We start from the raw sequence: 13,314 nt of genomic DNA on the forward strand, positions 1-13,314 counted from the left end.
ATTTATATGACTATGATTTACATCACAAACACATCATTTAAGACGTTCAACAAGGATATATCATGATGAGGATCATCAACTACTTTATAGAGAATAAAAGTCTGAATTATGTGTTACTTGTTTTTATCCTTTTTTTGGGTATAAACTCCTATTACAATATTCCTAAAGAACTTTTCCCTGAAATTGCCTTAGATAAGATTGCGATCAGGGGTTCGTATGCCGGTGCGAGTGCCGATAATCTTGATAAAATGGCAGTGCGTGACATCGAAGATGAACTGGGCAATATACAGGGTATTGAGAAGATAGAGACAGTGATCAAATCAGGTACGTTTTCCATCGTCATTGACCTTAATGAGGGAGCAGACAAAACAGATGCTCTCAATAAAGCCAAGGATGCAATAGCACGCAGCAGACAATATCTTCCTTCAGATATGACGGAACCAACGGCAGAGTTACTGATGCACAATCGACCTCTGATCAGACTTTCTCTCTCTTCTGAACATATGACCAAAGGCCAATTGATAGAAACGGCCAAAGACGTCAAAGCTAAAATTGCCAGAAATCCTTATGTCAGTGAAGTCCAGATCTATGGTGATGCAGATCAGGAAGTCTCTGTACAGATCAATGAAGAGGCCGTAAGAGCGTACGGGTTGGATCCTGCTGCTGTTATCACTGCCATCTCTAAAACCTCTTATATCTATCCTATAGGAGATATCAAACAAAGTGGGAATTATATTTTCCTCTCTACGGTAAACGGTAAAGAAAATAAAGAAGCGTGGGAATCAGTGCTCATTAAGATCGGTGAACAGCAAGTAAGGCTTGGTGATGTTGCCAAAGTCGATATCACCTATCCTCAAGATACGACACTTTCGACATTTAATGGACGGAATAACATCACATTGGTGATCTCAAAAGGGCCTGAAGGAAACTCTATGCATATCTCCAGAGATCTGCAAACATATGCTAAAGAAAAACTCTCCAAAGAGTTTCCTGATGTTTATTTCGATTTTTATCAGGACAGCTCTAAGCCTGTTAAGGACAGGCTCAATACGGTTATCTCAAACCTGATGTTTGGACTGGTTTTGGTATTCCTCTCCATGGCCTTGCTGATCAATGTGCGTATTGCATCTATTGTAGCGATGGGTATTCCTATCTCTTTTGCCATAGGGATCATGTTCCTTTATTTTACGGGCTATTCGATCAATATTGTTTCCCTGCTTGGAGGATTGATCGTGATCGGTATCGTGGTGGATGATGCGATCGTTGTTTCAGAGAACATCCAACGTCATATTAATGAGGGTATGGAGAGAAAAGAGGCTGTCTATCAAGGGTTAAAAGAGATGGTTTTGCCTGTCACCTTGGCAACATTGACAACTATCGCTGCGTTTCTTCCTCTGTTCATGCTCACCGGAGAGATTAAAAATTTTATTATACTCATTCCTATTACTGTAATCATGATCCTTTTGGGTTCTCTTCTTGAAAGTTTTTTCTTTCTGCCTCTACATGCAGATGAGGTTCTCAAAAAGCAGAAGAATGTTATCAATTGGGAACCACTGCAGGAGAAGTATGAAGCCCTGCTGCATCTTGTGATCCGTTTTAAATATATCTTTTTATTTACTTTTGTCATAGTGATACCTATTTTAACGGTACTTACGATCAAGATGCTCAATTTTCAGTTTTTCCCTAGTTTTGACGGTAATTATCTCTACATCACAGGTAAAAGCAATATGGATACGACCATTGAAGAGACAGATAAGATAGCCAAGGAGATAGAACAGTATGTGATCTCACAAAAAGAGACCTATGCACTTAAATCTACATCTACCGTTGTTGGATACCGAAAATCACTTGCTGGTGCGGATGAAAATGGAGACAATATGCTCTACATCACCATGGAACTCTATGATATGGAACCGCAGAGTTTTATCGATGCCTATATCAATCCTATTTTGAATTTTAGTTTTATGTTCAATGATCCTGAGAAGGTCAGAAAGAAACATACCTATGACCTTGCACAGCAGTTGAGAGAAGAGATCGCACCTATGATGACAAAGTATCAGCTTGAAGAGCTTGGCGTACGTGAAGACAAACCGGGTTTGATCAAAAATGATATACAAATCAACCTTTCAGGAAAAGATGGTGAGCAGATAGCAGATGCAATGCAGAGAATTGAAGACAATCTTTCGGTTATTCCGTATGTGAAAGATGTAGGTAACAATGCACAGCTTGGAAAGATGGAGTACAAGTTACGTATCAATGCCTATGGTGAACAGCTGGGTATGAGTGAGGTAGAAATAGCACAGACCCTTTCGGGCTATTTCCTTGACAGCCGTAAAGCGATGACCTTTAGTGAGAATGGTGTGATGGAGATCAGAACCAAATCCATCGTTAAAGATTCTGAAAAGACGTTAATGAATTTTATGATCCCTACACCTTCTGGAAGTGTGGTCAAGTTGACCGATGTTGTGGATATCGAAAAGATAAGAGCCTATGAAAAGATTGAAAAAAGGGATGGAAATACAGTCAAGTCGGTCTTTGCCAATATCGACAAGAAAAAGACCACAGCTGTGGCTGTACTTAAGAAGATCAAGCCTTTACTAGATACGATACAGGATGAGGGAGTTGACGTCAGTCTTTTGGGAGAACAGGAAAAAAACCAGCAATTTAAAAATGATATGATACGCTCTCTGATCATTGCAGTCTTTTTGATTTTGATCACACTTCTGTTTATTTTTCCGAAAATTCGTTATGCATTGATGGTCATGTCCGTCATACCATTCAGTTTATTGGGTGCATTAGTGGGGCATATGCTGATTGGAATCAACCTTTCCATGCCTTCGGTCATAGGGATGTTGGGACTCGCCGGGGTTGTGATCAATGATGGTATCATCATGCTTGATTTTCTGCATGGCACGCATAATGCAGAGACATTCTATGAAAGGGCGAAGTTAAGACTCCGTCCTATTTTGATCACTTCGATCACAACCTTCCTTGGGCTTTTTACCCTGATTTTTTATGCAACGGGACAGGCAGTGATCCTTCAGCCTATTGCCATTTCGATAGGATTTGGTCTTATTTGGGGTACAGTCTTGAACCTCGTTTACCTGCCGTCACTGTATGCGGTGGTCAATAAGATCCAACCAGGAAGAGAGAGTTAGAGCATTTTTGGCTCCGTCTCTTCTTTTTTTTCTTCATTGTGCTCTTTTGGGGATTCATTTCGTTTGACATGTAGATCCAATTGAGGGAAAGGTATCTCAATATGGTGTTTGTTGAGCGTCGCATAAATGAATTTTAGAAAATCTGATTTTGTTCCTGCAGGTTTGAGGGTGGATTGCCCTCTGACCCAGACGATGAGTTCATAATCTACCGAACTTGACCCCATAGCGGTCATCCAGATAAGCGTAGGATATTTGGCATTTTTCTTCACATAATTGATAGAACTGTTTCTCAGCTCTTCCAGAATGACCTTTTCCACTTTATCATTGCTTGTTCCATACGCAACAGAGAAAGGGATATGTATACGTCTGATATCATTTTCCAATGTCCAGTTGATCACATTGTTCTGGATAAAAGAGGAGTTTGGAATAACGACATCGATGTTGTCATTGGTGGTGACAGTGGTTGAACGCATTCTCATATCACTGACCGTACCCCGGATAGTATCTGAGATCTCTATATAATCTCCCAAACGGATAGTACGCTCAAACATTAAGATGATTCCTGCCGCAAAATTGGAAACAAGTGTTTGGAGACCAAAACCGATACCTATAGAGAGTGCTCCAGCAACTAGTCCAAGATTGGAAAGATCCAATCCGATACTTTTAAGTGCAACAAGTAAAGTGATAAATACAAGAATATAGTAGCCGGCATTGGAGATGGCTTTAGCTGAAGAGAGTGAGATTTTTTCTCGTTGAGTAGCAAGATTAATGATCTTTCGTTTGTAAAATGAAGCAATCATAAATCCAAGAATAATGATCAAAATGACTTTGAGGATATCAAGAATGGAAATACCCTTTTCATTGAATACAAACAGGGCTTCAGTCAGCTTGCTATAGGTGAAATCATAGATACTTTCAGCACTCTGTTCTACACTTGAGAGTGCCAGTGCGACATTCCCTGCCACCTCTTTGAATACTGTTTTGAGGATCGTACGCTTGTAAGTATAGTAATCTATGAGATCCGGCGTGAGTCCCTGCAACGTTTCTGTATCGGCATTGAAAAGGTCGAGGGCTTTTTGCGTCTCATTTTTTTGTAGATAGGCCAGAGAAAGCATGAGTGTTAGATCAATCTTTGTGGTGAGGAGACTCATCATATCCATATCGTTGGATAGAAATTTTTTACTTAAAGACTCTGAAATCGTTTCACGGACGATCAGTTCACGCTCTTTCGCCAGTTTCAGTGCGACGGCTTCTTGTTCTACGGGAGCAAACTTTGTATTGATGTGTGTAAGTTTTTTTTCGAGTGCGGGAATATCAAAGGTGACTTGATTCAGTTTTTGTTTGAAGCGTGCTTCGCCTTTGGTTATTAAAGTCTCATAGGCTTGTATCGTTTGTTCCTGATTGTCCCCTTTGAGTTTATAAAAGGCGTATTGCAATTGGTAAAGCAACAGGTTTTTTTTATCTTCGACGGTAATGTCATTGATACTTTTTTTCAAATAATGCCGTTTGGATTGCATCGCAGACTGTTCTTTTTTCAACGTATCGATCTTTGCATAGGTATCTGTAAGTGCATTCAAATAGGACTGATAGTTTTCTGTGCTTATATTTTTATCATCAGGTAAAAGTGAATCCGGCATAGGATCCACCTTTAAAGTAAAGGAGAGCATATTTGACAGTTTGCCTAAGATCATACGCTCTGTTGCAATACGTTCCGTATCTTCTTTTGTCTGGTTCTGATCTGATGTTTGTGCCGTCTCAATACGTTTTGAAATCTCTTTATAATAGTTTATGGTATTGTTGCCGTCATAGAGTTTTGTGTCTATTTCAGCAGAGCACAAAAAGAGAGAGAAAGAGAACAGGAGTAAGAAGGATTTCATGAAATTGTCACTTTTTTCAGATTATAACATATCTGTGAAAGTAAAGTTCATACAAGTATCAGCTCTTTTTATAGGATCTGTAAGGGGTTAAGAATTACTCTTTATAATAGTTTAAGAGTATAATCATATAAAAATATCATCTTGAGGAAATTACATGTATGACATTATCTATATCGGTGGCGGTTTGAACTATGCAGGAGCCATTGTGGCTTCGAAACAGGGGCTTAAAGTAGCGCTGGTTGAAACTTCACGAGGACACTTGGGCGGGACTTGTCTGCATGAAGGATGTATCCCTTCCAAAATGTTTTTGCATCATGCCAATACGGTACGGCAAAGCAACGAGAGCGTGTTTAGAGGTGAACTCGTACTGGATATGCCGACTTTGACAGCTCAAAAAACTGAACTCCTTGCCAGTGCATCCAAATCGATAAGGGCACAATGTAAAGATGTGGAACTGATCGAAGGTAAAGGAAAGCTCATTGCACCGCACAAAGTGGAGGTAGAAGGGAAGATCTATGAGGGGGAGTACATTGTGATAGGGACAGGATCTACCCCTTTCATACCAGAAGGCATAGTGTATGACAAAAAGGCGATCATCACCAGCAATGAGCTGCTTTATCTGCAGAAACTGCCTCAAACTATAGCCATCTACGGGGATGGTGCCATCGGTCTGGAGATGGCAAGTTTTTTTGCCTCTGCAGGTGTAGAAGTAACACTCATTTCACGTCATGACAGACTTTTGCCTCATACACACTCATCGATACAGAATGCCATGACCAAAGAGCTTGAGAGACAGGGGATCATCTATTTGAAAGAGCATGCTATCTCCAAAGCTGAACCTACAGAGAAAGGGGTGCATATCACCTTTGAGAATGGTGCATCAAGCATGTATGAACAGATGCTTGTTGCGACTGGACGTCAGCCAAATACGGATGTGGTAGCAACAGATCAGATTACTGTAAAGAGGGGCATAGAGACAGATGATTTTTTTCAGACAACACTGGAAAAACATTTTGCGATCGGTGACTGTAATGGGAAACTGCAACTGGCCCATGCGGCGAGAGTACAGGCTTTGAACGTGACAAAGCAGATCATGGGCAAACAACCTGGCAAATTGAACCTTGATCATGTGGTAAGGTTTATACACACCTTGCCTATGAGCTATGCAACCGTGGGACAAAACAGACAGAGACTGGAAGAAGACGGTATGGAGTTTAAAGAGAGTAGCATCATGCTGAGCCAATTTAAACCTGCTGCATTCCATCAGGCTGGGAACGGCGTATTGATCGTCTATGCAGATATGTCAGGGCTTATACTGGGTGCAGAGCTCTTTGCCCCTAATGCCGAAGAGCTCATCTCATCTGTGGCTATGGCACTTGCAGGTGAAATGACGGTTTCCATGGCCCAACAGACCATTATGGCACATCCCACTTTTTCTGAAGCGCTGGAGAGGGTTTATTCCCGACTATAAAGGTATTACAAGCCTTTCATCACAATTTCAAAGAGATAATCCACTTCATGGTCTTCTAAAAATACCGTCTTTTTGGTTTTAAAAAAGTCTAGTACTTTTTTGGTAGGAAGTGCAGCAGTATAAAGGCATGCAGGGTGTGCAGGGATGAACGACTGCATGAGCGCTATCTCCTCTTCTATACGGTTTTCGCAGATGTAGCAGTGCTCATCATGATGCAATCTGCCTTCATATTCGAGTAGCGTGATATACGACTCACAGACAATGCGTTTAGGGTTTTGTTTATCCCATTTTTGGGCTGCAGAGAGAAGCAGATCAAAGTAAAAAGAGTCTATCTCTTCTGTATCTTTGAGATGCGGTTCAAAGCGTTTGATAAAGTTGTGCCAGAGCAGAAGTCTGTTTTTGTCAAAGAGCCAAGGAAATCCCATATGAGAGAGTGAACGCAGTCTGGGAAGAAAGCTGCCTCCTTCACCTTCTACTTCAAAATCTATCAGGTTACCTAGTTGTAAAATGGAGTGTCGTGCGCCAAAAAAACGGTAATAGGTTCTTACTTCTGTGGGACTCAGTACCAGTGCTATCGTGTCTTCATTTTTAGCTTTTCTGACAGAAAGTATAAAACCTTTGATGGTAATTCCTTTAATTTTTGCCTAAATTATAGGCAAAAGCAAGTTAAAATATCCAAATATCGCCCTCTTGAGGGTAGAGTTGGTAAACTAAGCTTAACAACCTTTTAGCTATAATCCCTCCAATTACGAGGAGCGCTATATGATGTTCCGATTAGATCATTTTTAAGGTTGGTATATGCAAGATTTATTTACTTCTTTTAAGGACAACTGTGGGTTTGGGCTCTTAGCCTCTATCGATAACACACCTTCACACAAAAATTTGGAAGATGCGATTACATCTCTTTCACGTATGATGCACAGAGGAGCGGTAGCTGCGGATGGTAAAACAGGAGATGGTGCAGGTCTGCTTCTCTCTATGCCAAAATCATTCTTTGCAAAAGAAGCAACAGCCAATGGTGTACACCTTCCAGAGAATTATGCAGTTGCAATGGTATTCTCAAACAATCCAACTGATTTTGATGTGATCCATAAGATCTGTGATAACAATGACCTGAAGATCATTTACACACGTACGGTACCGGTTGATACAAATGCACTCGGTAAGCAGGCACTTGCTTCACTTCCAACCATGAAGCAAGTATTTGTTGCACCGAATTCACCTGTAGCGATCAACCGTTTTGAGGCACTAGTGTATCTTTCCCGTAAAGAGATCGAAGCAGCACTGATAGACGATAAAACATTCTATATCCCTTCATTCTCAACCTCTGTGATCTCTTATAAAGGGCTTGTCATGCCTACCCATATCAAAGAGTTTTACAAAGACCTTGCCGATGAAGATTTTGAGATCTCTTTCTGTCTTTTCCATCAACGTTTCTCTACCAATACCCTTCCTCAATGGAAACTTGCACAGCCGTTCAGAATGATCGCCCATAATGGTGAGATCAACTCTGTAACTGCGAACAGATTTAACGTGAAAGCGAAAATGGCAGCAGCAAAATCTGTCATCTATACAGATGAAGAGATGGATAGACTCAGAAATGTGATTCAAGACGATATGTCAGATTCAGCGAGTTTAGATAACTTTATGGAGTTCCTACGTGTGAATGGTGTCGATTTCTTTAAAGCAGCACGTTCACTTATACCGGCACCTTGGCATAATAATCCACAGATGGATACTGAACTCAGAGCATTCTATGAGTATGCGAGTGCAACATTTGAACCGTGGGATGGTCCAGCTGCTGTGAGTATGACAGATGGTCGTTACATCGGTTGTGTACTTGACAGAAACGGATTGAGACCTTCAAAATACATTAGAACAAAAGACAACAGGCTACTTATCTCTTCTGAGTATGGTGTACTTAAGTTGCCTGATGAAGAGATCGTTGAGCGTGGTAGACTTCAATCCGGTGAGATGATGGGGATTGATCTTAAGCACGGGAAGGTGCTTAAAAACAGTGATATCAATGATTATCTCAAAGCAGGTAATGCCTATGATAAGTGGTTGACCGCAAACCTCTCTTATTTACAGGAACATGTACCTGAAACTGATGTAAGTACTTCTGAAGTGAACTATGGAGATATGAATGCTAAACAGCGTTATTTTAATTTTACATCTGAGGTGATCAGAGAAGTGATCAGACCTATGATCAACGAGGGGAAAGAGACAACAGGTGCTATGGGTGATGATACACCGCTTGCGGCATTCTCAACAGAGCAACGTAACTTTACTGACTTTTTCAAACAGAAGTTCGCTCAGGTCACCAATCCACCGATCGACCCGATCCGTGAGAAAACAGTGATGAGCCTTAACACAGGTTTTGGAGAGAGCCACAATGTTTTAAGTGATAGTCCGGAACATGCAAAGCGTCTGAAAACGGTACTTCCACTCATGTCTGCAGAGAAGTTCTGTTTGCTTCAAGAGTTTGGTACAAAAGGGAATGAGAAGTATGATCCAAGCTATAAATGTGAGAAATATGATACAACCTATAAGGGTGATCTCAAAGAGAGTCTTTATGCACTGACTGAGCGTATCATCGAAGATGTAAGAAGAAATGACGTTAGAACCATTATCTTAGATGACAGAAATCTCAATGCAGAGAATAAAGTGATTCCTATGCTGATGGTTGTGGGACGCTTGAACCAAGAGCTTCTCAAAGCGAAAATCAGACATTTGACCAGCATAGTGGCAGTGACAGGTGAAGTATTTGATCCACACTCTGCAGCATGTCTTCTTAGCTTTGGTGCTGCAGCTATCTTCCCTTACTTACTCTACCATACAGTGGAAGAGTTGGAAGAGGGGAATGAAGCAATCAAACCACTTTTAAAGCAATTTAGAAGATCAATGGGTGCGGGATTGATGAAGATCATGTCCAAGATGGGTATCTCTACACTTGCATCATACAGAAACTCGAGACTCTTTGATGTGATCGGTTTAAGTACAGAGATCGTTGATGATTGTTTCTCTGGTGCCAAAGGATTACTCCCGGGACTTGGATATGAAGATATCGATGCACGTCTGAATTCAAACCATGAACGTGCCTTTACGGATGCATTTGATGGTAAAAGAAATGCACTTTACAAGGGTGGTTTCTACAAGTATAAAAAAGGTGAAGAGTTCCATGACTTCTCACGTCCGACCATCTCTGCTATGCAAAAAGCTTCAGAGAGCGGAAAAGCTGAAGATTATGAAGAGGTAAAGAAGCTTGTCAATGGCCGTGACAAAAAGTTCATACGTGACTTCTATGAACTCAAAAGTGATAGAGAACCAATCAGTATCGATGAAGTCGAGCCGCTTAGTGAGATCTTTAAACGTTTCTCTACAGCGGCGATGTCTATGGGGTCTATCTCCCAGGAAGCGCATGAGACACTTGCAGTAGCGATGAACAGAATTGGCGCGAAGTCAAACTCTGGTGAAGGTGGAGAGTCTCCATTACGTTACGGTACAGAGAAGAACTCGAGTATCAAGCAGGTTGCATCAGGACGTTTCGGTGTCACACCGGAGTATTTGAGATCTGCGACAGAACTTCAGATCAAAGTAGCACAAGGGGCAAAACCTGGTGAAGGTGGACAGCTTCCAGGAAGTAAAGTATCTCCGTTGATCGCGGAACTTAGATTTACGAAGCCGGGAGTGACACTGATCTCACCACCGCCACACCATGATATTTACTCTATTGAGGATTTGGCACAGCTTATCTTTGACTTGAAGCAGGTGAACCCGCATGCAAGGGTTGCAGTGAAACTTGTATCGACTGCGGGTGTAGGTACGATCGCAGCAGGTGTTGCTAAATCTTATGCAGATAAGATCATTATTTCAGGAGCAGATGGTGGTACAGGTGCTGCACCGATCGGTTCTATAAGATTTGCAGGTAACTCTTGGGAACTAGGTCTTATCGAAGCACATAATGCATTGAAAGCAAACCATTTAAGAGGTCAGGTAACCGTTGAGACCGATGGTGGACTTAAAACAGGTCTGGATATCGTTAAAGCGGCTATTATGGGTGCAGAGGAGTATGCATTTGGTACAGGTGCACTTGTACTTGTAGGTTGTATTATGCTTCGTGTATGTCACTTGAATACCTGTGGTGTGGGTGTTGCAACACAAGATGAACACTTGAGAAAAAGATTCACAGGAAATGTGGAAAAAGTCGTCAATTACTTTACCTTGGTAGCAACGGAAGTAAGAGAGATCCTTGCTGAACTTGGATATAGATCACTCGAAGAGATCATCGGTAAGAACGAATTGTTTAAAGTGATAGATGATGAGTTTGCCAAGAAGTTCAATTTTGAAGAACTGCTTTATGATATCGAGGGTGATAACACTTGCCAGGTACCGTTCAACGAACCATATGATCAAAATGAGTATGAAAAAGAGATACTTGAAGAGTTGATAGAAACGATCAAGGATCCAAGACAAAAGATCGTACTGAACAAAGAGATCTCAAACCTCAATAGAAGTTTTGCGACACGTATTTCAGGAGAAATTGCTGCACTTCACGGAAATGCAGGTCTACCGGATGGTACGATCACATTGAATGTGAAAGGTACAACAGGACAATCACTTGGTGCATTCCTGGCACAAGGTATTAACATCAATGTACATGGTGCAGGGAATGACTATATCGGTAAAGGTATGAGCGGTGGTCAGATCGTGATCTCTTCTGATAATGCGGGTCATGAGTTTGCGCTTGGTGGGAACACCTGTCTGTATGGTGCAACAGGCGGAAAACTCTACATTCACGGTAAAGTAGGTGAGCGTTTCTGTGTCCGTAACTCCGGAGCAACAACGGTGGTTGAAGGTACGGGAGACCATCCATGTGAATATATGACCGGTGGGGTTGCCGTGATCCTTGGTGAGACCGGTGTGAACTTTGGTGCAGGTATGACGGGTGGTAAGGCATTTGTCTATGACATGGAAGGTAAATTCTATGAGAAAGTAAACCCTGAGCTTGTTGAACCACTACGTATCGATACGGATGAGTGGGATACAGAGATGTTTGAACTTAAAGCACTTCTGAAAGACTATGTCGCAAAAACAGGATCTAAGAGAGCAGCCTATATCTTGAATAACTTCAGAAGTGAAATACGCAAGTTCTGGATGGTAGCGCCACGTGGTATAAAACCTACGATCGTTACGGGTGCAAAAGGCGAATAAAAGCTTTATGACCCCTTTCATTCAAGCCTGTATCAAAGCGAACGAAGAGATCAGTTCTACCTTAAAAGATGGCTTTGATACCTCGTGGTTTGAAAAGACCGAAGTGGGTGCGGGTGGTGATATCAGTTCTAAACTTGACCTTTTTGCCGAAGAGATATTTGTAAAGCACTTAAGTGCTTTTGGAAAGATAGAGTCTGAAGAGAGTGGCATTATAGGTGAGGGTGAGGAACAGATCATCATTGATCCTATAGACGGTTCAGCCAATGCCCTTTCCCTTTTTCCTTTTTACGGTACCTCTGTTGCAAAAGTGAACGCTGAAGGTATTTTAGATGCTGCAGTTGTCTGTAATCTTGCCAATAAAGATATCTTTTTCAAGTCTTCTACGTGTAAAGTTCAACAAGGCAAACTTTTTTCAAATACATTTCATGACCCTCATAGCAGTGAGAAGGCTGAGATAGGACTTTTCGAAAAAGCCTATGCAAATCCTGAATTGGTTGCAGCATTGGATAAGGAAAAGCTGAAGTTCAGGTCCCCTGGCGCTATAGCACTCTCATTGGCATATGCCCATACTGTGAATTATGTACTTTTTATGGGTGAGTTTCGAATTTACGATTTTGCCGCAGGTTTAGCACTTTGTGAGGGCTTAGAAGTAATTGTTGAGGCGGATTATGTTATAGTATCGAAAGAAAAAAGCATAGCAATGCAAATAGAGTCGTTAATCAATAAATTATAGGCATGCAGGAGTAAGAATGTTTGGAAATATTTTTAAAAAAGCCACAACAGGATCAACACAAGAGACACCTAATCAGTGGATTAAATGTCCAAAATGTACCTCTTTGATGTATTATAAAGAGGTAGAAGCCAAGCAAAATGTATGTCCTAAATGTAACCATCATTTCAGAATATCTGCTGAAAAGCGTATAGCCTCCATTGTAGATGAGGGATCTTTTGTAGAGTGTGATGCTACTTTGGCACCTATAGACCCATTGAAGTTTTCAGATAAAAAAAGTTATAAAAAGCGTATAGAAGAAGCCAAAGCCCAAACAGGGAAAACTTCTTCTGTCATGAGCGGTTCTTGTACGATCGGTGGTCAACCCGTTGAGATCGTAGTATTTGACTTCTCATTCATGGGGGGTAGTTTGGGTTCAGTTGAAGGTGAAAAGATCGTTCGCGGTATCAACAGAGCGATAGAAAAAGAGTGTGGATTTATCATCGTTTCTGCTTCTGGTGGTGCACGTATGCAAGAGAGTACCTACTCACTGCTTCAAATGAGCAAAACATCTGCAGCACTCAACAGACTGCACCAAAAAGGTTTGCCTTTTATCTCTATTTTGACAGACCCTACGATGGGTGGTGTATCTGCTTCATTTGCCATGCTGGGTGATATTATCATGGCGGAACCGGGTGCACTTATAGGATTTGCAGGTCAAAGGGTGATCAAACAGACTGTTGGAGTGGATCTTCCTGAAGGTTTCCAGCGTTCAGAATTCCTACTGGAGCATGGACTCATCGATATGATCGTAGATCGTCCTGATATGCATCAAACGCTTTCTGATCTCTTTAAACTTTTTAACAAGAAGGCAAGTTAAAACAG

7 protein-coding genes are annotated in these 13,314 nt (G+C 41.3%); 5 read left to right on the forward strand and 2 right to left on the reverse strand.

The features are described from left to right. The first annotated feature begins 62 nt into the window (after positions 1-62). Complete coding sequence (locus SULAR_RS00695) at positions 63-3,158, forward strand: efflux RND transporter permease subunit (protein ID WP_008241911.1); 3,096 nt, start codon at positions 63-65, stop codon at positions 3,156-3,158. Here the strand turns inward: SULAR_RS00695 and SULAR_RS10795 are convergent. Further along, positions 3,155-5,035: a mechanosensitive ion channel family protein gene (locus SULAR_RS10795; protein ID WP_008241913.1), complete on the reverse strand. Its 1,881-nt coding sequence runs from the start codon at positions 5,033-5,035 to the stop codon at positions 3,155-3,157. The two genes, SULAR_RS00695 and SULAR_RS10795, sit on opposite strands and share 4 nt — an antisense overlap. 154 nt (positions 5,036-5,189) lie before the next feature. Here SULAR_RS10795 and SULAR_RS00705 point away from each other — a divergent pair, with 154 nt between their 5' ends. Next, a complete protein-coding gene (locus tag SULAR_RS00705; protein WP_008241915.1) occupies positions 5,190-6,506 on the forward strand; it encodes an NAD(P)/FAD-dependent oxidoreductase in 1,317 nt (438 codons plus the stop codon). 5 nt (positions 6,507-6,511) lie between these two features. On the opposite strand, the gene recO is transcribed toward SULAR_RS00705, so the two are convergent. Further along, positions 6,512-7,144: a recombination protein RecO gene (gene recO, locus SULAR_RS00710; protein WP_369791776.1), complete on the reverse strand. Its 633-nt coding sequence runs from the start codon at positions 7,142-7,144 to the stop codon at positions 6,512-6,514. Positions 7,145-7,304: 160 nt separating this feature from the next. On the opposite strand from recO, the gene gltB reads away from it, so the two are divergent. The 3 genes from gltB to accD are packed head-to-tail and all read left to right on the forward strand — an operon-like array spanning position 7,305 to position 13,309. Next, positions 7,305-11,720 (forward strand): glutamate synthase large subunit, encoded by a 4,416-nt coding sequence (gltB, locus tag SULAR_RS00715; RefSeq protein WP_008241918.1) that lies wholly within the window; start codon positions 7,305-7,307, stop codon positions 11,718-11,720. A 7-nt stretch (positions 11,721-11,727) separates the two neighbouring features. Further along, positions 11,728-12,453 (forward strand): inositol monophosphatase family protein, encoded by a 726-nt coding sequence (locus tag SULAR_RS00720; protein WP_008241919.1) that lies wholly within the window; start codon positions 11,728-11,730, stop codon positions 12,451-12,453. A 16-nt stretch (positions 12,454-12,469) separates the two neighbouring features. Then, entirely contained in the window at positions 12,470-13,309 is an 840-nt protein-coding gene (gene accD / locus SULAR_RS00725) for an acetyl-CoA carboxylase, carboxyltransferase subunit beta (protein ID WP_008241920.1), read from the forward strand. Positions 13,310-13,314 lie beyond the last annotated feature (5 nt).

Source organism: Sulfurovum sp. AR (assembly GCF_000296775.1).
Lineage (GTDB): Bacteria > Campylobacterota > Campylobacteria > Campylobacterales > Sulfurovaceae > Sulfurovum > Sulfurovum xiamenensis.